Genomic DNA, 26,316 nt, shown 5'->3' with positions numbered 1-26,316 from the left:
GGAGGTAACCATGTTTTTCCTCGCCGCTGAGGGTGGTGAGTCGACCCACAACCCGATCATCCCGCTCTGGCAGGAGATCGTGGTTGGTTCGGTCGCCTTCGCCGTGCTCTGCTTCGTGTTGATGAAGTTCGTCTTCCCGCGCATGGAGCAGACGTTCCAGGCTCGGGTCGACGCGATCGAGGGCGGCATCAAGCGCGCCGAGGCCGCCCAGGCCGAGGCGAACCAGCTGCTCGAGCAGTACCGTGCCCAGCTCGCTGAGGCCCGGACCGACGCCGCCAAGATCCGTGACGACGCTCGGGCCGACGCCGAGGGCATCCGGCAGGACATCCTCGCCAAGGCGCGGGAAGAGTCCGACCGGGTCATCCAGTCCGGTAAGGACGCGCTCGCCGCCGAGCGGGCCACCATCGTGCGTGAGCTGCGTGCCGAGGTCGGCACGATCGCGGTGGACCTGGCCAGCAAGATCGTTGGCGAGTCGCTGGCCGACGAGGCGCGACGCAAGGGCACCGTCGACCGGTTCCTGAGCGGTCTCGAAAGCACGGGGGCCCGCTGATGCAGGCCGCCAGCCGGGAGTCGTACAAGGTCGCGGCCGAGCGCCTCGACGCGTACGTTCGCGGCACCGACGCGGTCGACGTGGCGCACACCGCGAACGACCTGCTCGCCGTCGCCGGGCTGCTGCGACGGGAGCCCCGGCTGCGCCGGGCGCTCTCGGACCCGGCCCGGTCCGGCGAGGACCGCGCCGAACTACTCAGCGGGATGCTGCGCGGCAAGATCGGCGAGGCAGCGCTCGAGCTGCTCGCCGCGCTGGTCGCCGGCCGCTGGTCGGCGCCGTCGGAGTTGCTCGACGGCACCGAGAGGCTCGGTGTGGAGGCGGTGCTGGCTAGCACCGAGGCCGCCGGTGACCTGGGCGAGGTCGAGGACGAGCTGTTCCGTTTCGGGCAGGTCGTCACCGGCCAGCCCGCGCTCTCGGCGGTGCTGTCCAACCCCGCGGCCCCAGTGGACCAGCGGGGGGTCCTGGTCGGCGAGTTGCTCGCCGGCAAGGCTCGCCTGGCCACCGTCCGCCTCATCGAGGTGGCGCTGTCCGGCTTCGGTGGGCGCTCCTTCAGTGGATCGCTCACCCGGCTGGTCGAGCTCGCCGCCGAACGGCGGGACCGTCAGGTGGCCTACGTCACCGTGGCGGCCCCGTTGAGTGACGAGGAGGAGCGCCGCCTGGGTGCGAGCCTCAGCGCGATATACGGTCGAGAGGTCTCCGTCAAGCAGACGGTCGACCCCCACGTCCTGGGTGGCGTGAGCGTGCGGGTCGATTCCGACCTGTACGACGGCACCATCCTCCGCCGCCTCAACGAGACCCGCAACGCGCTCGCGAAGCGCTGATCGGCTTCGCCGTCCAACGGCTGAGCGGCTCCGCCGCCCAGCGTTGGGGCGGCTTCGTCGCCCAGCGCCCGGATTGACAGACGCCATTCGGACCGGTCGGTACTAGGTATCCCGGGCCCCTGAATTTTAAGGAAGCAGAGGATGGCCGAGCTGACCATCTCGACGGAAGAGATCCGCGGCGCCCTGGAGCGCTACGTCTCCTCCTACTCGTCCGACGTCTCCCGCGAGGAGGTCGGCACCGTCGCCGACACCGGCGACGGCATCGCCCACGTCGAGGGCCTGCCCTCGACCATGACCAACGAGCTCCTGGAGTTCGAGGACGGCACGCTCGGCGTGGCGTTGAACCTCGACGTCCGGGAGATCGGTGTCGTCGTTCTCGGTGACTCCTCCAAGCTGGAGGAGGGGCAGCGCGTCAAGCGCACCGAGCGGGTGCTCTCCGTCCCGGTCGGCGACGCCTTCCTCGGTCGCGTGGTCGACGCGCTCGGCCAGCCGATCGACGGGCTCGGTGACATCGCCAACGAGGGCTTCCGCGAGCTGGAGCTGCAGGCTCCGAACGTGATGTCCCGCCAGTCGGTGTCCGAGCCGCTGCAGACCGGCATCAAGGCGATCGACGCGATGACCCCGATCGGTCGGGGCCAGCGGCAGCTGATCATCGGTGACCGGAAGACCGGCAAGACCACGGTCGCGCTGGACGCCATCCTCAACCAGCGGGACAACTGGCGCACCGGCGACCCGAAGAAGCAGGTTCGCTGCATCTACGTCGGCATCGGCCAGAAGGCCTCCACGATCGCCTCGATCAAGGGGCAGCTGGAGGAGGCCGGGGCGATGGAATACACCACCATCGTCGCTTCCCCGGCGTCCGACCCGGCCGGCTTCAAGTACCTCGCCCCGTACACCGGCTCGTCCATCGGGCAGCACTGGATGTACGGCGGCAAGCACGTCCTCATCGTCTTCGACGACCTGAGCAAGCAGGCCGAGGCGTACCGGGCAGTGTCGCTGTTGCTGCGTCGCCCGCCGGGCCGGGAGGCGTACCCGGGTGACGTCTTCTACCTGCACTCCCGCCTGCTGGAGCGCTGCGCGAAGCTCTCCGACGAGCTGGGTGGCGGCTCGATGACCGGTCTGCCGATCATCGAGACGAAGGCCAACGACATCTCGGCCTTCATCCCGACCAACGTCATCTCGATCACCGACGGCCAGATCTTCCTCGAGACCGACCTGTTCAACCAGGGCGTCCGGCCGGCGATCAACGTCGGCACCTCGGTCTCCCGGGTCGGCGGCGCGGCGCAGGTGAAGCCGATGCGTAAGGTCGCCGGTTCGCTGCGGCTCAACCTGGCCCAGTACCGCGAGCTGGAGGCGTTCGCCGCCTTCGCCTCCGACCTGGACCGGGCCTCCCGGGCCCAGCTGGACCGCGGCGTCCGCCTGGTCGAGCTGCTCAAGCAGCCGAACTACTCGCCGTACCCGGTGCAGGAAGAGGTCGTCTCGGTCTGGGCCGGCACCGAGGGCAAGCTGGACGACATCCCCGTGGGTGAGATCCGGCGCTTCGAGGCGGAGTTCCTCCAGTACCTGCGGCACAAGCACGCGGGTGTGCTGGCCGGGATCGCTGACAACCAGTGGAGCGATGACATCATCGCCTCCCTGGACTCCGCGATCAGCGAGTTCAAGCAGGTCTTCCTCGGCAAGGCCGACGAGCGTCAGGTCAACGACGCACCGGCCGCGCCGCTGGAGGGCGAGGAGAACCGCGAGACGGTGACCCGCTTCCGCGACGGCACGACCGACCGCCCGGCCGAGAGCTGATCCCGTGGCGGCCCAGGTACGCGTTCTTCGTCAACGGATCCGCTCGGCGAAGTCGATGAAGAAGATCACCAAGGCGATGGAGCTCGTGGCGACGAGCCGGATCGCCAAGGCCCAGGCCCGGGTGCAGGCGTCCCTGCCGTACGCCCAGGCCATCACCGGCGTGCTCACGGCGCTGGCGTCCAACGCGCGGATCGACCACCCGTTGCTCACCCCGCGCGAGCGGGTGCGGCGGGCGGGCGTCCTGCTGGTCACCAGCGACCGCGGCCTGGCCGGCGGTTACAGCTCCAACGCGATCAGGATGGCGGAGTCGCTGATCGCGCGGCTCAAGGCGGACGGCAAGGAGCCGGTGCTCTACGTCATCGGGCGTAAGGGCGTCGGGTTCTACCGGTTCCGCGATCGGCCGATCGAGGCGAACTGGACCGGGTTCAGCGAGCAGCCGTCGTTCGAGGACGCCCGCGCGGTGGGTGAGACGCTGATCAAGGCGTTCACGGCCGGTGCGGACGACGTCGACGGTGGTGCCGGTGCGGACGGGGTGCTCGGCGTCGACGAGTTGCACATCGTCTACACCGAGTTCCACTCGCTGATGACGCAGAACCCGGTCACCAAGGTCATCGGTCCGATGCAGGTGGAGGACCGGCCGCGCTCCGAGGGGCTGCTGCCGGCGTACGAGTTCGAGCCGGAGGCGGAGGCGCTGCTCGACGCGCTCCTGCCGAGGTACATCAACACGCGGATCTACGCGGCGTTGATCGAGTCGGCGGCGAGTGAGTCGGCGGCACGGCGGCGGGCGATGAAGAGCGCCACCGACAACGCCGAAGACATGATCGACAAGTACACGCGTGAGATGAACTCGGCCCGGCAGGCCGGGATCACCCAGGAGATCAGCGAGATCGTCGGCGGCGCGAACGCGCTGGCCGCGTCGGGAAGTGAAGTGTGATGACTGCACCAGTAGAGACCAAGACGGCCACGGGTCGCGTGGTCCGGGTCATCGGCCCGGTCGTCGACGCCGAGTTCCCGCGCGACGCCATGCCGGCCCTGTTCAACGCCCTGAACGTTGACGTGAACCTGTCCGGCGGTGAGAAGACGCTGACCCTGGAGGTTGCCCAGCACCTGGGTGACAACCTGGTTCGCGCCATCTCGATGCAGCCGACGGACGGTCTGGTTCGCGGCGCGGAGGTGCGTGACCGCGGCGAGCCGATCAGCGTTCCGGTGGGCGACGCGGTCAAGGGCCACGTGTTCAACGCGATCGGCGAATGCCTCAACCTCACCGAGGGTGAGACCATCCAGGCCGACGACCGGTGGGGCATCCACCGCAAGGCCCCGGCCTTCGCCGACCTGGAGCCGAAGACCGAGATGCTGGAGACCGGCATCAAGGTCATCGACCTGCTCGCCCCGTACGTCAAGGGCGGCAAGATCGGTCTGTTCGGCGGCGCGGGTGTGGGCAAGACGGTGCTCATCCAGGAGATGATCACCCGTGTGGCCCGCAACTTCGGTGGTACCTCGGTCTTCGCCGGCGTGGGTGAGCGCACCCGTGAGGGCAACGACCTCATCGCCGAGATGACCGAGTCCGGCGTCATCGACAAGACCGCGCTGGTCTTCGGCCAGATGGACGAGCCGCCGGGCACCCGGCTGCGGGTGGCGCTCTCCGCGCTGACCATGGCGGAGTACTTCCGCGACGTGAAGAAGCAGGAGGTGCTGCTCTTCATCGACAACATCTTCCGCTTCACCCAGGCCGGTTCGGAGGTCTCCACCCTGCTCGGCCGTATGCCGAGCGCGGTGGGTTACCAGCCGACCCTGGCCGACGAGATGGGCGAGCTCCAGGAGCGGATCACCTCCGTCCGGGGCCAGGCCATCACCTCCATGCAGGCGATCTACGTGCCGGCGGACGACTACACCGACCCCGCCCCGGCCACCACGTTCGCCCACCTGGACGCGACCACCAACCTGGAGCGGTCGATCTCCGACAAGGGCATCTACCCGGCCGTGGACCCGCTGGCGTCCTCGTCCCGGATCCTCGCCCCGGAGTTCGTCGGCGCCGAGCACTTCCAGGTCGCCACCGAGGTGAAGCGGATCCTGCAGCGCTACCGCGACCTGCAGGACATCATCGCCATCCTCGGCATCGAGGAGCTCTCCGAGGAAGACAAGATCACCGTGCAGCGCGCGCGGCGGATCGAGCGCTTTCTGTCGCAGAACACCTACGCGGCGGAGCAGTTCACCGGCGTGGCGGGCTCGACGGTCCCGATCAAGGAGACCATCGAGGCGTTCCGCAAGATCAGCGAGGGCGAGTACGACCACTTCCCCGAGCAGGCGTTCTTCATGTGCGGCGGTCTTGAGGACCTGGAGCGCAAGGCCGAGGAACTGATGAAGGACTGACAGCTCGATCAGAGCTGAAACAAAAGACTGCCCCGGCAACGCCGGGGCAGTCTTTTGTTCATCTTCGCGTCCTATCATCGTCGCGGTCCGTTACTCCTGGTCGTCGGTTCCGAGTCGCCCGAGATACGGTCGATCCGCGCTCACCTTGAACGAGCGTTGATCTTTGCAACCTTTCGACGACGTGCGCCCGTCTTCCTCTTCGTGGGCGTAACGAACGGAGATGCTCGTGGGTAAGGCCGGCAAGAGTGGCCGCAAGTCGTCCGTCTGGCGTGGTGTGCCGCGCTGGGCCAGGATCTGCACGGTGTTCGGCACCGTGCTGACCGTGCTCAGCGGGGCGGTGCTGGTCGGCACTGAGGTCCTCCTGGCCCGCTACGAGGGGGCGGTCGGCAAGGCCGACCTGTTCGGCGACCAGGCGGCGGGTGCCCAGGCGAAGAAGAGTGAGATCAAGGGCCCGCTCAACATCCTGCTCGTGGGCATCGACCCGCGTACGCCGACGGCGGCGCCCCTGGCCGACTCGATCATGGTGCTGCACGTTCCGGCGTCGATGGACCGGGCCTACCTGTTCTCGATGCCACGGGACCTCTACGTGCACATCCCGCCGTTCAAGAAGGCCGAGTTCCCGGGCGAGACCACGAAGATCAACGCCGCCATGTCGTTCGGCAGCCGGGTCCCCGGGGCGAACCCGGACGCGGCGCGGGGCTTCGAGCTGCTGGCCACGACCGTGCAGAACGTGACCGGCATCAAGCGGTTCGACGCTGGCGCGATCATCAACTTCACCGGCTTCCAGAAGATCGTCGATGCCATCGGCGGTGTTGACATGTACATCGAGCGGGACGTGAAGTCCGAGCACAAGCAGCCGGACGGCACGGCACGGCCGGGCAATACGCGCGGCGAGGGCTATGTCGGCCCGCAGGCGATCTACAAGAAGGGCAACCAGCACCTGAGCGGGTGGCAGGCACTGGACTACGTCCGGCAGCGTTACCCGAAGAATGGTGTCCTGGACTCCGACTACGGCCGGCAGCGCCACCAGCAGCAGTTCGTCAAGGCCATGGTCGGCCAGGCGTTCAGCGCAGACGTGGTGTCCAACCCCATCAAGCTGGACAAGGTGCTCCGCGCCGCCGGCCAGTCGCTGATCTTCAACGGTCGGGGCAACAGCGTTGTCGACTTCGGGATCGCCCTGAAGGACGTCCGCCCCAACACGATCCAGATGATCAAGCTTCCCGGTGGTGGGGTCTTCGAAGGCAAGAAGTACCTGGGTGAGCAGTTCCAGGCAGGCGTACCGGACTTCTTCACAGCCCTGCACAACGAGCAACTCGACCCGTTCCTACTGGAGCACCCGGAATTCCTGAACAAGGCCAAATAGACGTGGCGCGGTTCTCCCCACCCGTGTTGGGAGCGCGTGAGCGTCAGGCTAGACTTTCGGCAATCCGTCGCCGCAGCAAGGAGACAGCGTGGCACAGCAGCTTCACGTCGAGCTCGTCGCCGTCGAGGAGAAGGTCTGGTCGGGTGACGCCGAAATGGTCGTCGCCCGGACGACCGAAGGCGAGCTCGGTGTCCTGCCAGGGCACGCGCCGCTCCTCGGTCAGCTCGCCGAGCCCGGCCAGGTGCGCATCAAGCTTGCCGGCGGTGAGCAGGTCTCCTACGAGGTGGCCGGCGGCTTCCTCTCGGTGAGCGCCAACGGCGTCATCGTGTTGGCCGAGAGCGCAACCCCGGTTTCCGCGCAGAGCCGCTGAGCCGTACCGGGGATGGAGATCGTCGGAGGATTCGGAATCGGCGTTGTCGTCATCCTCGGCGCGCTTCTCATCCTCTTCGTCCGGCGAGCTCTGGTCACCCGCAGCGGTGGCATCATCCGGCTCAGCGTCCGGGTCACCACCATGCTCGACGGTCGCGGCTGGTCACCGGGCTTCGGCCGGTTCGCGGGTGACGAGCTGCGCTGGTATCGGATGTTCAGCTTCGCGCTGCGGCCCAAGCGTGTGCTCTCCCGCAAGGGCCTCGCGGTGGAGCGCCGTCGCTTGCCGGAGGGTCAGGAGCGGCTCTCCATGCCGGCCGACTGGGTGATTCTCCGCTGTACCAGTCACCACGCACCGGTGGAGATCGCCATGGCGCGGTCGACCGTGACCGGCTTCCTTTCTTGGCTCGAGGCCGCCCCTCCGGGGGCGGTCTCGCCGCGTATGGCCTCCCAGGACTGGCCCGCCGCCTGACCCGTCGTTGGTCGCTGTCAGGGTTTCCGGCGGCTTGATCGACACGGTATCGGCGATGTCGGGGTGTCCGGCTGGCTTGGATGCCCCGACATCGCCGACCTGGAGTTGATCAAGGGGTCGGGTCAGCCGGCCAGCCCAGCTTGTCGAGGAGCCGCCCCCGGCTACGCGTGGGGGCGGCCAGATCGGGAACCCACACCTCGACGTGGTGCAGAGTGCCCCCGTTCAGCGCTTGCCGCCCGGCACCCATAGCACATCGCCCGCCGGATTTGCCGTTCTTGACAGGATAAAGAGCAGATCGGAGAGCCGGTTGAGATACTTTGCCGGGAGCGGGCTGGTCCGTTCCGGATCGTGGCTCACCAGCGCCCACGCTGACCGTTCGGCACGCCGGGCGATGGTCCGCGCCACGTGCAGCAGCGCCGCACCCGCGGTGCCGCCGGGGAGGATGAAGGAGTCGAGGTTGCTCAGGCGTGCGTTGTACTCGTCGCACCAACCTTCCAAGCGCTCGACGTACTCCTCGGTCACCCGCAGCGGCGGGTACTTCGGGTCCGGCTCGACCGGGGTGGCCAGGTCGGCGCCCACGTCGAAAAGGTCGTTCTGCACCGACCCCAGCACGCCCCGCAGTTCCTCGTCGAGATCGCCCAGGGCGATAGCGGCGCCGATCGCCGCGTTGCACTCGTCGACATCCGCGTACCCGGCGATCCGTGGATCGGTCTTCGGCACCTGCTCGTTGTTGCTCAGCCTGGTCATGCCGGCATCGCCGGCCTTGGTGTAGATGCGCGTGAGGTGGACGGCCATGACGCACAGCCTACGGATTCCCGACCTGACGATCCCGACGCGGCCGGACAACACTGCCGGCTGGCCGGTGGTGGCGGGTCCCGGCGACGCCGGCGATCCAGCGGTCAGCGATGTCGACGTCATCCGGGTCCACGGTGACGCCCGACTGGCCGGCACCGTGCACGTGGTCGGCGCCAAGAACTCGGCGTTGAAGTTGATGGCCGCCGCGCTGCTCGCACCGGGCCGCAGCGTGATCACGAATGTCCCGCGGATCACCGACATCGCGATCATGGGGGAGGTGCTGCGTCGGCTGGGCTGTGACGTCCGGTTCGACGCGGACGACCCGGTGGACCCGATGGTCGCCCGCGGTGGCGTGGCCCGGTCCCGTTCGGTGACCATCGACGTGCCTGAGCAGCCGGGCGCGGACGCCGACTACGACCTGGTCCGACGGTTGCGCGCGTCGATCTGCGTGCTCGGCCCGCTGCTGGCCCGCCGGGGGTACGTGCGGGTGGCCCATCCCGGCGGCGACGCCATCGGGTCACGGGGGCTGGACATGCACATCTCCGGGCTGACCCGGATGGGCGCGGAGATTTCCGGTGAGCACGGCTTCGTCATCGCCTCCGCCCCGCACGGGCTGCGCGGCGCGGACATCGTGCTGGACTTCCCGAGCGTCGGCGCGACCGAGAACCTGGTGATGGCGGCGGTGCTGGCCCAGGGCACCACGATGATCGACAACGCGGCCCGGGAGCCGGAGATCGTCGACATCTGCACGATGCTCAACCAGATGGGCGCACGGATCTCCGGTGCCGGCACGTCCATGTTGCGGATCACCGGGGTGCCCGGCCTACGACCGGTCCGGCACGCCACGGTGGGGGACCGCATCGTCGCCGGCACCTGGGCGTTCGGGGCGGCGATGACCCGGGGCGATGTGACGGTGACCGGGCTGGACCCGGCGTTCCTGGAGGTCGCGCTGGACAAGGTGGTGGCGGCCGGCGGCCTGGTGGAGACCCAGGGGGACGGCTTCCGGGTACGCATGGACGACCCGCCCCGAGCGGTGGACGTGGTGACGCTGCCGTACCCCGGCTTCGCCACCGACCTCCTGCCGATGGCGATCGGGCTGGCCGCGGTCAGCGACGGCGCCTCCCTGATCACCGAGAACATCTTCGACGGCCGGTTCATGTTCGCGAACGAGATGATGCGGCTGGGCGCGGACATCAAGACCGACGGGCACCACGCGGTGGTCCGGGGGCGGGACCGGCTCTCCGGTGCCCCGGTGCGGGCCACCGACATCCGCGCCGGCGCAGGGCTGATCATCGCCGGGCTCTGCGCGGAGGGGGTCACCGAGGTCTCCCATGTGCACCACGTCGACCGGGGTTACCCGGACTTCGTGGCCGACCTGCGGGCACTCGGGGTGGCCGTCGAGCGGGGCACCACGCCGGAGGAACCGGCGCTGGAGATCTGACGCCCGACCGGGCTTAGCCATCGTTCAGGCTCGCCGACTAGGGTGCAGGGAGGCACTCAATCGCAGCGAGGGAGAAGTAGATGGCGGGTCGACTCGCAGTCGTCGGGGCCGGGCTGATGGGCTCCGGCATCGCCCAGGTGGCGGCGCAGGCCGGCTGGCAGGTGACGTTGCGTGATCTGGACGACGCGGCCACCACCCGGGGGCTCGGCGGCATCCGGAAGTCACTGGAGAAGTTCGCCGAGAAGGGCCGGATCGAGGCGTCCGAGGTCGAGGCGACGCTCGCCCGGATCACCCCGACCACCGACCTGGAGGCGGCGGCGGACGCGGACATCGTGGTCGAGGCGGTCTTCGAGCGGCTGGAGATCAAGCACGAGGTGTTCCGCGCCCTGGACAAGATCTGCAAGGCCGATGCGGTGCTCGCCACCAACACCTCGGCCATTCCGGTCACCCAGATCGCCGCGGTCACCGAGCGGCCCGAGGCCGTCGTCGGTACGCACTTCTTCTCCCCGGTGCCGATGATGCAGCTCTGCGAGCTGGTCCGTGGCTACAAGACCAGCGACGCCACGCTGGCCACCGTGCGGGCCTTCGCCGAGGAGATCGGCAAGACGGTCGTGGTGGTCAACCGGGACATCGCCGGCTTCGTCACCACCCGGCTGATCTCCGCCCTCGTGGTGGAGGCGGTCAAGCTGGTCGAGTCCGGCGTGGTGTCCGCGGAGGACCTGGACACGGCCTGCCGCCTGGGCTTCGGGCACGCCATGGGCCCGCTGGCCACCACCGACCTGACCGGCGTCGACGTGCTGCTGCACGCCTCGAAGAACATCTACACCGACACCGCGGACGAGAAGTTCTTCCCGCCGGAGCTGCTCCAGCGGATGGTCACCGCCGGAGACCTGGGCCGCAAGACCGGCAAGGGCTTCTACACGTACTAACCCCCACCGCGCCCCCGCCCCGCCGCCCGCCCCGCCCCGCCCCGCCGCGCCCCGCCGCCCCCGCGCCCCGCCGATCTAGGGCTAATCGCTGTCGTTTGAGATCAACAAGCAACAACGAGCCCTAGATCGGCGGGGTAGGGGCGGGCGGGGTAGGGGCGGGCGGGGTAGGGCGGGGCGGGGTAGGGGTGCGGGGTAGGGGGGCCGGGCGGGTGACTGGGCCGGGCCGGAGGCGGGTGGGTTAGCCGTCGCGCTTTGTGGTCCAGCGGAAGGTGGTTAGGCAGAGCACCACGCCGATCACGCACCACAGGGCCAGCACCAGCGCGACCCGGCCCAGCTCGAACGAGCCGCCCGGTTCCTGGGCGCCGAAGCTGGACGGCAGGAAGACCGACCGCAGCCCCTGGCACATCCACTTGAGCGGGAACAGTGCCGCCACCTGCTGCATCCAGGTGGGCAGGTCGGTGAAGACGAAGAAGACGCCGGAGATGAACTGGAGCACCAGGGCGACCGGGGTGACCACCGCCGAGCCACTGCGGGCGGTGCGGGCCAGCGAGGAGATCGCGATACCGCACAGGGTGCAGGCGGTCACGCCGAGCACGGAGACCCAACCGAAGGTGAGCCACTTCCCGGCCGTACCCGGCAGGTCGAGGTCGAACAGCGCCACCGCGACGGCCAACAGCAGCGCGGTCTCGGCGATGCCGATCGCCACCACCATGATCACCTTGCCGGCGAACCAGACCCACTTCGGCATCGGCGTGCCCCGGTAGCGCTTGAGCACGCCCCGGTCCCGCTCGATCGGGATCCAGATGCCGAGGTTCTGGAAGCTCACCGTCATCAGGCCGGTCGCGATCATGCCGGTGATGAAGTACTGGGTGAACTTGACCCCGCCGCCGATCTCTCCGCTGAAGATCGACGCGAAGATCAGGATCATGATGACCGGGAAGCCCATGGTGAAGACCACGGACTCCCGGCTGCGCAGGAACTGGGTGATCTCCAGCCGGCCCTGCCGCAGGGCGAGAGCGCCGGCACCCGGCCGTCGGCTGCGGGTCGCGGCGACCGGCGTCGCCGGCTTCGTCGTGGTCGTCATCGCGCGTGTCCGATCATGGTGAGGTAGACGTCCTCCAGGGTCGGCCGGGTCACGGTGAGGCCGGGGACCTCGCCGCCGTAGCGCGCGGCCAGGTCGGCCACCAGGGCCGTCGGCGTCGCGCTCTGCGCGCTCTCCAACGTCCCGTCGGGGGTACGCCAGGAGACCGTCGCGAGGGCCTCCTGCCGGTTGCCCAGCCGGTTCGGGGCGGCCACCTCGACCAGCCGGCCGCCAGCGATCACACCGACCCGATCGGCCAGCGACTCCGCCTCGTCCAGGTAGTGGGTGGTCAGCACGATGGTGGTGCCGGCGGCAGCCAGATCGCGGATCAGGTCCCAGAACTCGCGGCGCGCCTCCGGGTCGAAGCCGGTGGTCGGCTCGTCGAGGAAGAGCAGCTCGGGCCGGCCGATGATGCCGAGCGCCACGTCGAGGCGGCGCTTCTGCCCACCGGAGAGGGTGTGGGTGCGTGCCTTCGCCTTACCGGCCAGCCCGACCCGCTCGATCACCTTGTCCGGGTCGTCGGCGTCGGGGTAGAAGCCGGAGAAGTGCCGGATCACCTCGGCCACGGTCAGCTCGTCGAACTCGCCGGTGCCCTGCAGCACGATGCCCACCCGGGACCGCCAGTCGGGGCCGGGATGCGCGGGGTCCACGCCGAGAACCGAGACCTCGCCGCCGTCCCTGGCCCGGTAACCCTCCAGGATCTCCACCGTGGTGGTCTTGCCGGCGCCGTTCGGGCCGAGCAGGGCGAACACCTCGCCACGGTGTACGTCGAGATCCACGCCCGCCACCGCGACGTTGTCGCCGTACGCCTTGCGCAGCCCCCGTACGGAGATCGCCAACTCGTCATCCATGGCATCCAGTGTGCGCCTGGCCGGGGTTGCCTGGTTCCCCGGGTGTGTCGGTGTGCGCCATTGCGCGTGCTTCGCAGCCGGACGTCCCCGACATGGACCTGTGTGGTTTTCCACAGCCCGTTTTACTGAACGGTAACTTAAACTCCGGCCATGGATGAGACGGCATCTTCGGGGCGGCTGCCCGAGCGGGACCGCCCGTGGGTGATGCGCACCTACGCTGGCCATTCGTCGGCCGCCGCTACCAACGCCCTCTTCCGCCGCAACCTGGCGAAGGGGCAGACCGGCCTCTCGGTCGCCTTCGACCTGCCGACCCAGACCGGGTACGACCCGGACCACGAGCTGGCAGCCGGTGAGGTCGGCCGGGTCGGCGTGCCAGTGGCCCACCTCGGCGACATGCGGGCGCTCTTCGACGGTCTCCCGCTCGCCGAGATGAACACCTCGATGACCATCAACGCCCCGGCGATGTGGCTGCTCGCCCTCTACGGCACCGTGGGGCTGGAGCAGGGCGCCGAGCTGGCCCGCTGCGCCGGCACCACGCAGAACGACATCATCAAGGAGTACCTGTCCCGGGGCACCTACATCTTCCCGCCAGCGGCGTCGTTGCGGCTCACCGCCGACGTCGTGGCGTACACGCTGCGCGAGATGCCACGGTGGAACCCGGTCAACATCTGCTCGTACCACCTCCAGGAGGCCGGTGCCACGCCCGTGCAGGAGGTCGGCTTCGCGCTGGCCACCGCGGTCGCCGTGCTCGACGAGGTCCGCGACTCCGGCCAGGTGCCCGCCGAGCGGATGGGCGACGTGGTGCAGCGGATCTCGTTCTTCGTCAACGCCGGGGTGCGCTTCGTCGAGGAGATAGCCAAGATGCGCGCGTTCGGCGTGCTCTGGGACGAGATCACCCGGGACCGGTACGGGGTCACCGACGCCAAGCAACGCCGGTTCCGCTACGGCGTGCAGGTCAACTCGCTCGGCCTCACCGAGGCGCAGCCGGAGAACAACATCCAGCGCATCGTGCTGGAGATGCTCGGCGTGACGATGTCCCGCGATGCCCGGGCCCGCGCGGTGCAGCTGCCCGCCTGGAACGAGGCGCTCGGCCTGCCCCGCCCCTGGGACCAGCAGTGGTCGCTGCGGATGCAGCAGGTCCTGGCGTACGAGTCGGACCTGCTCGAATATCCCGACCTCTTCGCCGGCTCGCACGTGATGACCGCGCTGGTCGACGAGATCGTCATTGGGGCGCGGGCCGAACTGGACAAGGTGCTGGAGCTGGGCGGCGTGGTCGCCGCCGTGGAAACCGGCTACCTCAAGAGCGCCCTGGTCGCCGCACTGGCCGAGCGCCGCCGCCGGATGGAGTCCGGTGCCGACGTCGTGGTCGGCGTCAACCGGTACGCCGAGACCGAACCCTCCCCGCTGACCGCCGCCGGTGCGGAAGCCGTCGAGCAGGTCGACCCTTCGGTCGAGGCAGCCGCCGTCGACGGCGTACACCGGTGGCGGGCCGATCGGGACACGGCCGCCGTCGATGCGGCCCTTGCCCGGCTCCGCGCGGACGCCGCGACCACCACCAACCTGATGCCGGCCACCCTGGAGTGTGTGCGAGTTGGCGTGACCACCGGCGAGTGGGCCGGTGCGTTGCGCCAGGTCTTCGGCGAGTACCGGGCACCGACCGGCCTGGCCGGCGGCACCGGCAGCGGCGGCGACCCGGGCCTCGCGGCCGTCCGCGAGCGGGTCACCGCCACCGCCCGCGAGCTGGGCAGCGGCCGGCTGCGGCTGTTGGTCGGCAAACCAGGCCTGGACGGGCACTCCAACGGCGCGGAGCAGATCGCGGTACGCGCCCGTGACGCCGGCTTCGAGGTCGTCTACCAGGGCATCCGGCTGACCGCAGGGCAGATCGTCGCCGCCGCCGTCGAGGAGGACGTCGACCTGGTCGGGCTGTCCGTGCTCTCCGGGTCGCACCTGGCCGCCGTGCCCGCGGTGCTCGACGGGCTGCGCGCCGCCGGCCGGGCGGACCTACCGGTGGTCGTGGGCGGCATCATCCCCGCCGGTGACGCGGACACGCTCCGGGCCGCCGGGGTTGCCCGCGTCTTCACCCCGAGGGACTTCGCCCTCACCGGCATCATCGACGACCTGGTGACGGTGATCCGCCGCGCCAACGACCTGTCCTGAACGGCCTGGGGTGGAGGGTCAGCGGCCGTCGTAGGTCATGCAGTCGGCCAGGTCGTTGTCCGGGCCGACCTTGATGGACGACGCGTGGCACTCGAGCTGCTCATTGTGCCGGCAGTCGGACCGCTGGCACGCGCCCACCTGAGCGATCAGGCTCTCCACGCCGCCCCGCACCGACGACTCGAAGAACGTGTGGCAGTGCGCGTGATCCATGCTGCCGATCGTGATCGCGAAGGCGTGGCAGTCGCCGGCGTTGTTGTACGCGCAGGCAGCGACCACACATTCCTGCACTCGGGGCATCTCCAACGCTGCGGTCATGACGACCTCCTCTAGTCTTTTGCCCGATCGTAGGCTTTTGTCGGCTTCGTGACCCTCGCTATGCCAGCCCATCCCGCCGATGGGTGGCCGGCCCCGCCCGGTCGGGGCGTGTTCGCCGTGGCCTCGCCCGGTCCGCGTGTTCGGCGTGGCCTTGCCCGGTGGGCGTGTTCGGCCTGACCTTGCCCGGTCCGCGTGCTCGCCGCGACCTCGCCGGGTCTGGTGGCGGGGACGTTGCTCGGTGGGCGCGATACCTCACAGGCATAAATATGCCTGTGAGGTAAACGCTGACTGTCGACCCGCCCGGGGTGCCTCGTCGCGGCGTCCGTACCCCCGTATCGGCGATATTGCGGTTTCCCGACCCCGGGATGCCCCCATGTCCGCGACATGGAGTCGATCAACCCCTCTGGGGTCGGTCCACGCCCGGAACGTTCGATTGTTTATGGCCCGAGTGTCCAGTATGCGAGTTTCGTCCTGTGGTCGATCGCACCCGTGGCCTGGAATCATGGCCGGCCCGGGGTCGTTACATACCCTGACGATCGCAGTACCACCGGCCCGCCACCCCGCGCCTTGGGGTGCCCCACGGGCTGGAGCGTTGGCCCCGAGGATTTGGAATGCTCGGCGCCGCCCGGTCGTTACAGTCCCCACGAACGACCCCCGGTCACCGCCTCGCCGTGGGTGCCGATGGAATTGGGCGCCGATGGATGGGCCACCCCCGGAATGACTCCCGGCCCCCGGTCGTTACACCTGGACCCGCCGCCACGAGCCTTTCGCCCGTAGGCCGCCGAACCCGGCGCCACGAGCCCCTCCGCCCGTAGGCCGCAGATCCAGGCGCCATGAGCCTTCCGCTCGTAGGCCGCCGACCCCGGCGCCCCAAGCCACCCCCGGCCGTAGGCGCCGAACCCCAAAAGACTTTTCCCCCTGATTTCTGATGCGCCCGGACGAGGTGCTCACACCCGCGTGACCGTTGCCCCTGATCGGTTGGTGGGTGTCCTTACCCCCGAAGGAGCTAACCCTCATGAACACGATCATTCGTAAGAGTGTGTTGTCTGTTGCTGGTCTCGCGTTCGCCGGTGGTGTCTTCGCCGGCCCGATCGCCGCCCACGCCAACCCGGTCGACACCAAGCCGGTAGCGGTCGCGGTGCAGACGGCCAAGCCGCAGGGTGACCAGTCCCGGATCACCCTGAACGAGGAGCAGACCACCAACGTCAAGGCCATCATCGCGGCGACGAAGAAGGCCGGTCTGCCGGAGCGGGCCGCGGTCATCTCCATTGCCACGAGCCTGCAGGAGTCGAAGCTGGAGAACCTGGGCCACCTCGGCGACGCCAACGACCACGACTCGCTGGGCCTGTTCCAGCAGCGTCCGACCAGCGGTTGGGGCACGCCGGAGCAGATCACCGACCCCGCCTACTCGACGGCCGCGTTCCTGAAGGGCCTGAAGCAGGTCGACGGGTGGCAGGACATGCCCCTGACCGTCGCCGCGCAGACCGTGCAGGTCTCGGCCTACCCGGACGCGTACGCCCAGTGGGAGCAGCAGGCCACCGACCTGGTCGCCCAGCACTGGAACAGCTGACCTCCACACAAGCACCTAGACCGCTGGCCGGCACCCCAACCCGGGGTGCCGGCCAGTGGCATGCGACCTCGTCAGACGCGGAAGCCGGCGGCGCGCGCCGCTTCGCGTTCCCGGCGGCGTTCGGAGCGTCGGCGGAAGAACCAGTAGACGAAGACCACCAGGCCGAGCAGGAAGACGAGCACCAACACCGGCAGGATGATCGCCACCAGGGAGACCACCACGCTGGTGGCGTCCTCGGCGGTGCTGGCGACCGGGGCGCCGAACCCGGCGGTGGTCGCGTTGACGATGGGACGTGCCGCGGACTTGAGCAGGTGCACGCCGAATGCCAGCAGTACGCCCGTGACGACCGGCACCCATTGGTGGGACGAGAAGAAGCTCCCCGGGTCGCTGACCGTCACCGTCTCCGACGAGGACCCGGCGCCGAAGGCCAGGCCGCCGGCGGTGGGTCGGACAACGGTCTGCACCAGGTCGTTGAAGTGGTCGACCACGGGCACCTTGTCCGCCACCATCTCCACGACGAGCAGCGCCGCCAGGATGACGATGACCCAGCCGTTGCCAAGCCAGGTCCAGCCGCTGGGGAGGTCGATCAGGTCGGTGTAGCGGCCGAGAAGACCGAGGATGAGCAGGGGTATGTAGGCGTTCAGCCCCGCTGAAGCGGCGAGGCCGGTGCCGGTGAGGACTTCGAACACGTTCTCAGCATCGCATCGACGCGCCAGTGCCGCTCGATGGCGACCGGCGGGTGCTCGGCTACCCTCGTCGGGTGCGGTTGGTCATTGCGAAGTGCTCGGTGGATTACGTCGGACGGCTCTCGGCTCATTTGCCGCTGGCCACCCGGTTGCTCATGGTGAAGGCGGACGGGTCGGTGTCGATCCACGCCGACGACCGGGCGTACAAGCCGTTGAACTGGATGAGCCCGCCGTGTCGGCTTGAGGAGGCCCCCGGCGTGTGGCGGGTGGTCAACAAGGCTGGCGAGGAGTTGCGGATCACCCTGGAGGAGATTTTCCAGGACACCTCGTACGAACTGGGTGTGGATCCGGGCCTGCGCAAGGACGGCGTGGAGGCGCACCTGCAGGAGTTGTTGGCCGCGAACCCGGGCACCTTGGGTGAGGGGTTCACGCTGGTCCGTCGCGAGTACATGACGGCGATCGGGCCCGTCGACCTGCTCTGCCGGGACGCCAACGCCGGTGCGGTCGCCGTCGAGGTCAAGCGGCGTGGCGACATCGACGGGGTGGAGCAGTTGACCCGCTACCTCGAGTTGATGAACCGTGACCCGCTGCTCACCCCGGTCGCCGGGGTCTTCGCCGCGCAGGAGATCAAGCCGCAGGCCCGGGTGCTCGCCACCGACCGGGGCATCCGGTGTGTGGTCGTGAACTACGACAAGCTGCGGGGCATCGAAAAGGACGAGCTGACTCTCTTCTGAGCGGCTTACTTCCCGGTACGCACCGCGATCAGCGACTTGGGTAGGCCGAACACCCGCTCGACCAGCATGCTCGAGTCGGGGAAGTAGTGGCGCATCTGCGAGCGGTCCAGCAACTCGGTCCAGAGCACCTGGTGGATGGCGGCGGCATGGCTGCGGGTTGGCTTGTGCCCCAGGGGCCACCGTTGGGCGAACGCGGTGCGCAGTCGCACCGGCAGGAACTGCATGCCGGGCGCGATCCAGTGTGGCTCGATGGGGAAGTAGCGGTAGGGCGTCTGCACCCAGTGCCGGTCGGCCAGTGAGCGGGCCGCCGCGGCGAAGCGAAGTCGGCGTTCGTGCCCGCCCACATGCTCCAGCACCGAGTTCGAGAAGACCATGTCGTAGTCGCCCTTGGCGAGGTGCGGCGGCAGGTCGCAGGCGTCGGCCTGTTCGACGTGTGCCCACTCCGGGACGACGGCAGGCGGCTGCTCCAGGTTGACGACGGTCACCCGGGCCGGCCGGACAGTGGCGCGGTGCCAGGTGCCGAGCCGGCCGCCGAGATCGACCACGTGCATGTCACCGATGTCAGGGAAGATGCGTGCCAGCCAGTCCGAGCGGTGCCGACGCCGTCGGGCGCTCCACGACTGGTCACTGTCGACAAGGCGGTAGCGCAATCGATTGGGGCCCATTTAACGCAATGTACCGCCGTGACCACGGTGCACAAACATGTGGATACGCCGATCTTATTTGAAGATCGGTTATCCGACACTCACCTTCCGTACATCATCTTGATGGCCTTGACGAGCCGGGCCATGTCGGTCGGGGTTCGTTCGAAGGTCATCGACGGCAGCAGCGACCGGGCCCGACGGCGGGTGATCGCCTTGGCGCGGCCGAACTCACGCAGCCCGTCCTCCCCGTGGATCCGCCCGAAGCCGGAGTCGCCGACCCCGCCGAACGGCAGGGTGGACATGCCGGCGAAGGTCAGGGTGGAGTTGATCGAGGCCATCCCGGAGCGCAGCCGCCGGGCGATGGCCACTGCGCGCCGTCGGCCGAAGACCGAACCGCCAAGGCCGTACGGCAGGGCGTTGGCGCGCGTGACGGCCTCGTCGGCGTCACGGACCCGGCTGATGGTCAGCGTGGGGCCGAAGGTCTCCTCGCGGACGGCTGCCGAGTCCTCCGGGACGTCCACGAGCACGGTCGGGTGGACGTACGGCGGCTGCACCGCGCTCGGGCCGCCGAGCACGGCACGCCCGCCGGAGGTGATCGCGGCGTCGATGTGCCGGCGGATCACGTCGAGTTGGCGGGGCATGGTGATCGGGCCGATGTCGGTGCCCTCCGGCCCGACGGTCAGCTTGCCGGCGCGGGCCACCACCTTGTCGAGGAAGGCGTCGAAGACCGAGTCGACGGCGTACACCCGCTCGATGCCGATGCAGGTCTGGCCCGCGTTCGTCATGCCGCCCCAGACGCACGCCTCGGCGGCGGCATCCAGGTCGGCGTCGCTGTCGACGATCATGGCGTCCTTGCCGCCGCCCTCGATGATCACCGGGGTCAGCGTCTCGGCGCAGGCGGCCATCACCTTTCGGGCGGTCGCGGTGGAGCCGGTGAAGGCCAGCTTGTTGACCCCGGAGCGGCACAGCGCGGCGCCCACGTCGCCCAGCCCGTGCACGGCGGTGAACACCGGCTGCTCGGGCACCACCTCGGCGAAGCTGTCCACCAGCCATTGGCCGACGGCGGGCGTGTATTCGCTCGGCTTGAACACCACGGCGTTGCCAGCGGCCAGCGCGTACGCGGCGGAGCCGATCGGCGTGAAGACCGGATAGTTCCACGGCCCGATCACGCCGACCACGCCGTACGGCTGGTATTCGAGATGTCCGGAGAACTCGGCGAGGATGAGCCGGGACCGCACCCGGCGCGGACCGAGCACGCGGCCGGCGTTGCGGGCGGCCCAGTCGATGTGTTCGATCGCGGTGACGATCTCGACGATGGCGTCGGGGATAGGCTTGCCGCCCTCGACGTGCACCAGCTCGGCCAACTGCTCGATGCGCTTGGCGAGCAGGGCGCGCCACTGCAGCATCCGTTCGCGGCGGCCGGTGAAGCCGAGCCCGCCCCACCACTCGCTGGCGGCGCGGGCTTGGTCGACGGCCCGCCGCACGTCCGCTTCGGTGGCGACCGGGAGGCGACCGGCCTCCGCGCCGGTGGCCGGGCTGGTCGAGACCAGCCGGCCCGCCTCGATGACCGGGGTACCCGGGACATGCACAGCCGTCATGTCGGAAGTCTAGACCCGAAGATTACTCGCCGGTAGTTCTCCGATCGGGGCGGCGGGACCGGAGTCGCACCGGCCCGAACGATCGTTGATCAGTGCAGGTCAGGGTGCTGGTGTCCGATACGGCCCGCCCGAACCGTCGAACGGCAGATGGCCGGGAGGTGACGAGGAGCTGACCGGCCGGTCGGTATTGACGACTACCGTCTGATGGCAGGCTGACGCGCGGAGTGACGGTGCGGGGTGGAGGGCTGACTGTCCATGGAGGAACATCCGGAACTGATGCCGCTGTTGACGGTCGCGGGTGGGCCGATGCGCGGGGCGAGCTTTCGAGTGCGTGCCGAACCGCAGGTGATTGGCCGGGCGCCGAGCGGCGACGTGGTCATCAACGATCCGCACCTGAGCCGTCGCCACGCCGAGGTGTGGCTGGCCCCGGAGGGCCCGTCACTGCGGGACCTGGGCTCCACCAACGGCACCTGGCTCAACGACCGCCGGATCACCGAGGTGGAACGGCTCTCCGACGGCGACGTGATCCGGCTCGGTCGCACCGAACTGCGCCTGTTCGACCCCGGAGTGGCGCACACCGATCCGGTGGGGCTCAGCTTCGGCCCGTCCCGGCGTGACGTCCGACCGACACTGCCGCTGCCGTTGGCCACGCCGCCCAGCGCGCGCCGCTGACCGCGGGCCGGACCTCCTGGTGGTGGGGGCCACACCGGGTAGTGCGGCCGGGTGGCTGTCCGGCATATGGACCGGCGGGGGCGGGCATGGCAGCATGCCGCGGATGGAGACCGAGCAGCGGACCGTGACGGCGAACGGCATAACCCAGGCGGTACGGGTCGCCGGCCCGCCGGACGGCACGCCGGTGCTGCTCATCCACGGCAACTGCTCGTCCGCGCTGTTCTGGGAGCCTCTGGTCCGCAGGCTGCCGCCGACGCTGCGGGTGGTCGCCCCCGACCTGCGGGGGTACGGCGACTCCGCGACGGCCCCGGTGGACGCCACCCGGGGTCTGCGGGACTTCTCCGACGACGTGGCCGCCCTGCTGGACGACCCGACGCTCTTCAGCGCCAGCAACGCCCGCCCGGTGGTCGTCGGGCACTCCCTCGGTGGCGGAGTGGCGATGCGACTGCTGGTCGATCACCCGCACCGGGTGGGCGCGTTGCTGCTCGCGGCGCCGGTCTCCCCGTACGGCTTCGGTGGCACCCGCGACCTGACCGGCACGCCGACCACCCCCGACTTCGCCGGCACCGGCGCCGGCACGGCGAACCCGGACTTCGTCGCCCGCCTCGCGGCCGGCGACCGGAGCGCGGACGCCCCGGCCAGCCCTCGCGCCGTGCTGCGGGCGACCTATGTGGCCGATCCGGCCTCGCTGGGCGCGGACGAGGAGTTGCTGTTGGACACCGTTCTGTCCACCGCCACCGGGGACGACAACTACCCGGGCACGGCGGTGCCCTCGGAGAACTGGCCGGGCACGGCACCGGGGGAGCGGGGGGTGCTCAACGCGCTCGCGCCGACCTTCTTCCGGCTCGCCGACGAGCTGGTGGCCGTCGCCGAGAAGCCCCCGGTCACCTGGGTACGCGGGGACGCCGACGTCATCGTCTCGGACACCTCGCTGTTCGACCTGGCGTACCTGGGCTCGCTGGGTCTCGTGCCCGGCTGGCCCGGCGAGGAGACCTGCCCGCCACAGCCGATGATCGGCCAGACCCGGGCGGTGCTGGAGCGGTACGAGGCGGCCGGTGGCGCGTACCACGAGGTCGTGCTGCCCGGCTGTGGTCACAGCCCGCACCTGGAGCGCCCGGCGGAGTTCGTCGCGGAGCTGCTGGCCCTGACCACCGTGCCCGCCGCCTGAAGGCGTCCGGGCACCTGCGGCGTTGTGGGTGAAATATGCCACGGCGCCTCGACAACTGAGCGTCACGTGGCAGACTCGCGCGCATAACCTTAGCGGCCGTTCAGTGGCCGTGCGGAGTGTCTGGGGAGGCCGGTCGTGGCGCGCGAGTTCAGCACCGTAGGCGTGGTGGGGCTGGGCACCATGGGTGCCGGCATCGTCGAGGTCTTCGCCCGCAACGGCATCGACGTGGTGGCGGTCGAGATCTCCGAGCCGGCGCTGGAGCGGGGCCGGGTCACCCTCACCGGCTCCACCGACCGGGCGGTCGCCAAGGGCAAGCTCGCCGCGGCCGACCGGGACGCCCTGCACGAGCGGGTGCACTTCGCGGTCGGGCTGGAGGCCCTGCACTCCGTCGACCTGGTCATCGAGGCGGTGCCCGAGCACCTGGACCTCAAGCAGCGGATCTTCGCGGAGCTGGACCGGATCTGCCGGCCGGAGACCATCCTCGCCACCAACACCTCGTCGCTGAGCGTCACCGAGATCTCCGTGGCAACCAGCCGGCCCAACCAGGTGATCGGCATCCACTTCTTCAACCCGGCGCCCGTGATGAAGCTGGTCGAGGTGGTCCGCACGGTCGTCACCGCACCCGAGGTGGTCGCCGACGTGGAGGCGCTCTGCTCCCGGCTCGGCAAGGTCGACGTCACCATCAACGACCGGGCTGGCTTCATCGCCAACGCGTTGCTCTTCGGCTACCTCAACCACGCGGTCGGCATGTTCGAGTCGCACTACGCGACCCGGGAGGACATCGACGCCGCGATGAAGCTCGGCTGCGGCCTGCCGATGGGTCCGCTGGCGCTGATGGACCTGATCGGCCTCGACACCGCGTACGAGATCCTGGACACCATGTACCGGCGCGGCGGGCGGGACCGCCGGCACGCACCGGTGCCGCTGCTCAAGCAGATGGTCACGGCAGGGCTGCTCGGCCGGAAGTCCGGTCGGGGCTTCTACACCTACGAGCGGCCCGGCTCACCGGTGGTCGTACCGGACGAGGCGACGCCGCTGGCCACGGAGTCCGCGCTCGCCGACGGCGCGCGAGCCATCACCAAGGTTGGCGTGGTCGGCTCGGGGACGATGGCCACCGGGATCATCGAGGTCTTCGCGAAGGCCGGCTACGAGGTCATCTCGGTGACCCGTGGCATGGAGAAGTCCGCGAAGGTCTGCGAAGCGGTGAAGACCTCGCTGAACAAGGGCGTCGTACGCGGCAAGCTCGCCGAGGCCGACCGGGACGCCGCGCTCGGCCGGATCAGCTGGTCGGCCACGCTCGACCACCTCGCCGACGTCGACCTGGTGGTCGAGGCGGTGGTCGAGGAGTTGAGCGTCAAGAAGGCGCTCTTCGCGAGCCTCGACGAGATCTGCAAGCCGGGCGTGGTGCTGGCCACCACGACCTCCTCGCTGCCGGTGATCGACGTGGCGATGGCCACCCACCGGCCGGCCGACGTGGTGGGGCTGCACTTCTTCAACCCGGCGCCGGTCATGCCGTTGGTCGAGGTGATCCGCACCATCCGCACCTCCCCGGAGGCCACCGCGACCGCACGGGCGGTCTGCGCCGCACTGGGCAAGACCGGCGTGGTCTGCGGCGACCGGTCCGGGTTCATCGTCAACGCGCTGCTCTTCCCGTACCTGAACGACGCGGTGAAGATGCTGGAGGCCAGCTACTCGACGGCCGACGACATCGACCACGCGATGAAGCTGGGCTGCGGCTACCCGATGGGCCCGTTCGAGCTGCTCGACGTGGTCGGGCTGGACGTCTCGCTGGCCATTCAGCGGGAGCTGTACCTGGAGCTGCGCGAGCCGGGCTTCGCACCCGCGCCGCTGCTGGAGCACCTGGTCACCGCCGGCTACCTGGGCCGCAAGACCCGCCGGGGCTTCCGCGACCACTCGCACCGCTGACCGGGTCAACGCCGGACGGCCCCGGCGGCGTCTGCAGGGTGTGACCTTCGAGGAGTACGTCGGTAGCCGCGGCCCGGCCCTCGTCCGGCTGGCCCGGCTGCTGACCGGTGACGAGCACCGGGCCGAGGACCTCACCCAGGAGGTGCTGTCCCGGGCGTACGTGCACTGGCGCAAGATCGCCCGAGCCGACCGGCCCGACGTGTACGTACGCCGGATGCTCGTCAACGCCAACAACTCCTGGTGGCGTCGCCGGTCGAACCGTGAGCTGGTCGTCGACACCGTCGTCGACAGGCCGCAGCGTGGCGATCTCGGCGGCGAGGTGGCCGACCGGGACGAGATGTGGCGGCTGATCCTCGGCCTGCCCGACCGTCAGCGTGCGGTGCTGGTGCTGCGCTACTACGAGGACCTCGACGACGCGACCATCGCCCAGATCCTGGACTGCTCGCCGGTCACCGTCCGTACCCATGCGATGCGGGCGTTCGCCAACCTCCGGGAGCGCTGCGGTGCCCCGGCCACGAACGGGAGCCGGCCGTGATCGACCTCGACGAACAGATCGTCCAGACCCTGCGGGAGCGTGCCGAGGGTGACGTGGACACCAACCGGCTGCTGCGGGCGTCCCGTGCTCGGGGCCGCCGCCGACAGGTGCACCGCCGGGTCGCCGCCGGCACCGCGCTTTCCCTGCTCGGAGCCCTCGGCGTCGTCGGGGTGACCGGGACGGGCCTCGACGGGCTGACCGGCCGCATGCCCTGGACCACCGCTACTCCCGCCGTGGTCCCGCCGGTGCCACCCCGCGCCGACGGGGTGCCCGGTGCCGCCGCCGACCCGACGCTGGTGGGTGCCGATCCGCAGGTGCTGCACGTCGGCCTCGACCCGACCCGAGCCCGCTACCTCGGCTGGGAGGTGATCCGGGATCAGGGCGAGACCGTACGGCTCAGCGTGGCAGGCAGCGAAGAGGTGCGCATCGACGTCGGCAGGTCGGCCGACTTGTTCAGCAGCGTCAACATCGACGGCGTGTCCTTCGAGGTGACCGAACTGGGACGCCCGAACTTCGACGGTGCGGTCCGTCCGGCCAGCGGCATGGCCCGTGGGCTGGTCAAGTTGTGGCAGCCCGCGCCGGGCCTGTACGCCCGTGCCGTCATGCTGCATGGGGACCCGGCCGTGCTGAAGCAAGCGGTCGAGGCCCTGCGCTGGAAGGAGGCCCGCCGGTGCGCCGCGCCGCTGCGGCTCGGTGCCCTGCCCGAAGGCGCGAAGCTCACCGTCTGCACGGTCGACGTCGCCTCGTACCCGAGACTGGTCACCGCCCGCTTCGGTCTTCAACGGGCCGCGAGGGAAAACATGTCGGTGGAGTACCGGTACGCGAGCCGGGCGGGCACCTATACCGAGGCAGATCGGACCATCGCCGGCCGACCCGCGCTGCTCTCCGCGAAGGGGACGAGGTTGGAACTGATCGGCATCCCCCACACGAGGGTGATCGCCGACTTCGGCTGGCCCTGGGACGGCGAAAGACCCGCGAACATCTTCACCGAGGCGGAGGCGACGGCCCTGCTGGCGGAAGTGAAACTGTCCGAGGACCCGACCCAGCCGCAGAGCTGGCAGTGACCTCAACCGTCGGGCGGGCCGGCCGCGAGGTCGTCCCGCCCGACGGACCGTACGCTTGGTGACTGTGAGCCCTCGTCGCAATCGCCCTCGCCGGGACGAGAACGTCAACCTGGACGACGATCGGGTCCGGCAGGGCGTCGCCTCGGTGCAGCAGTGGACCGACGGCGCCTGGCAGGTCCGCGGGATCGGCGCGGGCGCGTCGGTCAAGACGTACCGCTGCCCCGGCTGTAACCAGGAGATCCGACCCGGGGTGGCGCACCTGGTGGCCTGGCCGGCGGACGGCCTGGGTGACCTGACGGACCGGCGGCACTGGCACAGCGGCTGCTGGCGCGCCCGGGACCGGCGTGGCCCGGCGGTGCAGCGTGGCCGGGGCGCCCCACGCTACTGAGCGGCGCTACTGAGCGACCTGGATCA

26 protein-coding genes are annotated in these 26,316 nt (G+C 69.8%); 19 read left to right on the top strand and 7 right to left on the bottom strand.

Features of this window, described 5'->3' with window-relative positions; all coding sequences use genetic code 11:
• Positions 1–10: 10 nt before the first annotated feature.
• From ABZS37_RS03640 to ABZS37_RS03605, 8 genes are all read left to right on the top strand, one after another.
• Entirely contained in the window at positions 11–550 is a 540-nt protein-coding gene (locus ABZS37_RS03640; RefSeq protein WP_355165229.1) for a F0F1 ATP synthase subunit B, read from the top strand.
• The gene (locus ABZS37_RS03635) at positions 550–1,371 is read left to right on the top strand and encodes a F0F1 ATP synthase subunit delta (protein ID WP_355165228.1); all 822 of its coding nucleotides are present in this window, start codon (positions 550–552) and stop codon (positions 1,369–1,371) included. The genes ABZS37_RS03640 and ABZS37_RS03635 overlap by 1 nt, the downstream gene beginning before the upstream one ends.
• 141 nt (positions 1,372–1,512) lie before the next feature.
• Positions 1,513–3,165, top strand: coding sequence for a F0F1 ATP synthase subunit alpha (atpA, locus tag ABZS37_RS03630; protein ID WP_355165227.1), 1,653 nt, complete (start codon positions 1,513–1,515; stop codon positions 3,163–3,165).
• 4 nt (positions 3,166–3,169) lie between these two features.
• The gene (locus ABZS37_RS03625; RefSeq protein WP_354995243.1) at positions 3,170–4,099 is read left to right on the top strand and encodes a F0F1 ATP synthase subunit gamma; all 930 of its coding nucleotides are present in this window, start codon (positions 3,170–3,172) and stop codon (positions 4,097–4,099) included.
• Positions 4,099–5,535, top strand: a complete 1,437-nt coding sequence (gene atpD, locus ABZS37_RS03620; RefSeq protein WP_354995242.1) for a F0F1 ATP synthase subunit beta — start codon at positions 4,099–4,101, stop codon at positions 5,533–5,535. Before ABZS37_RS03625 ends, atpD begins: the two co-directional genes overlap by 1 nt.
• A gap of 220 nt (positions 5,536–5,755) precedes the next feature.
• Positions 5,756–6,898: an LCP family protein gene (locus ABZS37_RS03615; RefSeq protein WP_355165226.1), complete on the top strand. Its 1,143-nt coding sequence runs from the start codon at positions 5,756–5,758 to the stop codon at positions 6,896–6,898.
• Between the two features lie 88 nt (positions 6,899–6,986).
• Positions 6,987–7,268, top strand: coding sequence for a F0F1 ATP synthase subunit epsilon (locus ABZS37_RS03610; protein WP_354995240.1), 282 nt, complete (start codon positions 6,987–6,989; stop codon positions 7,266–7,268).
• Between the two features lie 12 nt (positions 7,269–7,280).
• Entirely contained in the window at positions 7,281–7,736 is a 456-nt protein-coding gene (locus tag ABZS37_RS03605) for a DUF2550 domain-containing protein (RefSeq protein ID WP_355165225.1), read from the top strand.
• Between the two features lie 222 nt (positions 7,737–7,958).
• On the opposite strand, the gene ABZS37_RS03600 is transcribed toward ABZS37_RS03605, so the two are convergent.
• The gene (locus tag ABZS37_RS03600; RefSeq protein WP_355165224.1) at positions 7,959–8,531 is read right to left on the bottom strand and encodes a cob(I)yrinic acid a,c-diamide adenosyltransferase; all 573 of its coding nucleotides are present in this window, start codon (positions 8,529–8,531) and stop codon (positions 7,959–7,961) included.
• Between ABZS37_RS03600 and murA the strand changes: the two genes are divergently transcribed.
• Positions 8,530–9,972 carry a UDP-N-acetylglucosamine 1-carboxyvinyltransferase gene (murA, locus tag ABZS37_RS03595; protein ID WP_355165223.1) on the top strand — a complete coding sequence of 481 codons (1,443 nt, stop codon included), beginning with the start codon at positions 8,530–8,532 and terminating at the stop codon, positions 9,970–9,972. The genes ABZS37_RS03600 and murA overlap by 2 nt on opposite strands.
• 80 nt (positions 9,973–10,052) lie before the next feature.
• Positions 10,053–10,901, top strand: a complete 849-nt coding sequence (locus ABZS37_RS03590; protein WP_089019239.1) for a 3-hydroxyacyl-CoA dehydrogenase family protein — start codon at positions 10,053–10,055, stop codon at positions 10,899–10,901.
• Positions 10,902–11,139: 238 nt separating this feature from the next.
• Here ABZS37_RS03590 and ABZS37_RS03585 read toward each other — a convergent pair whose 3' ends face one another.
• Entirely contained in the window at positions 11,140–11,985 is an 846-nt protein-coding gene (locus tag ABZS37_RS03585; RefSeq protein ID WP_355165222.1) for an ABC transporter permease, read from the bottom strand.
• Positions 11,982–12,833, bottom strand: coding sequence for an ABC transporter ATP-binding protein (locus tag ABZS37_RS03580; RefSeq protein ID WP_355165221.1), 852 nt, complete (start codon positions 12,831–12,833; stop codon positions 11,982–11,984). The genes ABZS37_RS03585 and ABZS37_RS03580 overlap by 4 nt, the downstream gene beginning before the upstream one ends.
• 150 nt (positions 12,834–12,983) lie before the next feature.
• Between ABZS37_RS03580 and ABZS37_RS03575 the strand changes: the two genes are divergently transcribed.
• Positions 12,984–14,990 carry a protein meaA gene (locus ABZS37_RS03575; protein ID WP_355165220.1) on the top strand — a complete coding sequence of 669 codons (2,007 nt, stop codon included), beginning with the start codon at positions 12,984–12,986 and terminating at the stop codon, positions 14,988–14,990.
• A gap of 18 nt (positions 14,991–15,008) precedes the next feature.
• Here ABZS37_RS03575 and ABZS37_RS03570 read toward each other — a convergent pair whose 3' ends face one another.
• A complete protein-coding gene (locus tag ABZS37_RS03570; protein WP_355165219.1) occupies positions 15,009–15,305 on the bottom strand; it encodes a DUF1540 domain-containing protein in 297 nt (98 codons plus the stop codon).
• A gap of 1,015 nt (positions 15,306–16,320) precedes the next feature.
• On the opposite strand from ABZS37_RS03570, the gene ABZS37_RS03565 reads away from it, so the two are divergent.
• Positions 16,321–16,875 carry a hypothetical protein gene (locus ABZS37_RS03565; protein ID WP_355165218.1) on the top strand — a complete coding sequence of 185 codons (555 nt, stop codon included), beginning with the start codon at positions 16,321–16,323 and terminating at the stop codon, positions 16,873–16,875.
• A gap of 71 nt (positions 16,876–16,946) precedes the next feature.
• Here the strand turns inward: ABZS37_RS03565 and ABZS37_RS03560 are convergent, their stop codons facing one another.
• Positions 16,947–17,564 carry a DUF4126 domain-containing protein gene (locus ABZS37_RS03560; RefSeq protein WP_355165217.1) on the bottom strand — a complete coding sequence of 206 codons (618 nt, stop codon included), beginning with the start codon at positions 17,562–17,564 and terminating at the stop codon, positions 16,947–16,949.
• A gap of 71 nt (positions 17,565–17,635) precedes the next feature.
• On the opposite strand from ABZS37_RS03560, the gene nucS reads away from it, so the two are divergent.
• Positions 17,636–18,295: an endonuclease NucS gene (gene nucS / locus ABZS37_RS03555; protein ID WP_355165216.1), complete on the top strand. Its 660-nt coding sequence runs from the start codon at positions 17,636–17,638 to the stop codon at positions 18,293–18,295.
• A gap of 5 nt (positions 18,296–18,300) precedes the next feature.
• On the opposite strand, the gene ABZS37_RS03550 is transcribed toward nucS, so the two are convergent.
• Both ABZS37_RS03550 and ABZS37_RS03545 read right to left on the bottom strand, forming a co-directional pair.
• Positions 18,301–18,960: a class I SAM-dependent methyltransferase gene (locus tag ABZS37_RS03550; RefSeq protein WP_355165215.1), complete on the bottom strand. Its 660-nt coding sequence runs from the start codon at positions 18,958–18,960 to the stop codon at positions 18,301–18,303.
• Positions 18,961–19,040: 80 nt separating this feature from the next.
• Complete coding sequence (locus tag ABZS37_RS03545) at positions 19,041–20,537, bottom strand: aldehyde dehydrogenase family protein (protein WP_355165214.1); 1,497 nt, start codon at positions 20,535–20,537, stop codon at positions 19,041–19,043.
• A 255-nt stretch (positions 20,538–20,792) separates the two neighbouring features.
• Between ABZS37_RS03545 and ABZS37_RS03540 the strand changes: the two genes are divergently transcribed.
• From ABZS37_RS03540 to ABZS37_RS03515, 6 genes are all read left to right on the top strand, one after another.
• Entirely contained in the window at positions 20,793–21,209 is a 417-nt protein-coding gene (locus ABZS37_RS03540) for an FHA domain-containing protein (protein WP_355165213.1), read from the top strand.
• Positions 21,210–21,312: 103 nt separating this feature from the next.
• Positions 21,313–22,377: an alpha/beta hydrolase gene (locus ABZS37_RS03535; RefSeq protein ID WP_355165212.1), complete on the top strand. Its 1,065-nt coding sequence runs from the start codon at positions 21,313–21,315 to the stop codon at positions 22,375–22,377.
• A 135-nt stretch (positions 22,378–22,512) separates the two neighbouring features.
• Positions 22,513–24,303, top strand: a complete 1,791-nt coding sequence (locus ABZS37_RS03530; protein WP_355165211.1) for a 3-hydroxybutyryl-CoA dehydrogenase — start codon at positions 22,513–22,515, stop codon at positions 24,301–24,303.
• A 40-nt stretch (positions 24,304–24,343) separates the two neighbouring features.
• Entirely contained in the window at positions 24,344–24,838 is a 495-nt protein-coding gene (locus tag ABZS37_RS03525) for a SigE family RNA polymerase sigma factor (RefSeq protein ID WP_355165210.1), read from the top strand.
• On the top strand, positions 24,835–25,902 hold the full coding sequence (locus ABZS37_RS03520; protein ID WP_355165209.1) for a hypothetical protein: 1,068 nt from the start codon (positions 24,835–24,837) through the stop codon (positions 25,900–25,902). Before ABZS37_RS03525 ends, ABZS37_RS03520 begins: the two co-directional genes overlap by 4 nt.
• A gap of 64 nt (positions 25,903–25,966) precedes the next feature.
• Positions 25,967–26,290, top strand: coding sequence for a hypothetical protein (locus ABZS37_RS03515; RefSeq protein WP_355165208.1), 324 nt, complete (start codon positions 25,967–25,969; stop codon positions 26,288–26,290).
• Positions 26,291–26,316: the final 26 nt, after the last annotated feature.

The sequence above is a fragment of the Micromonospora sp. NPDC005413 genome, assembly GCF_040606435.1.
GTDB lineage: Bacteria > Actinomycetota > Actinomycetes > Mycobacteriales > Micromonosporaceae > Micromonospora.
Note: the sequence above shows the minus strand (reverse complement) of the source record. Positions and strands in the feature narration are given on the sequence as shown.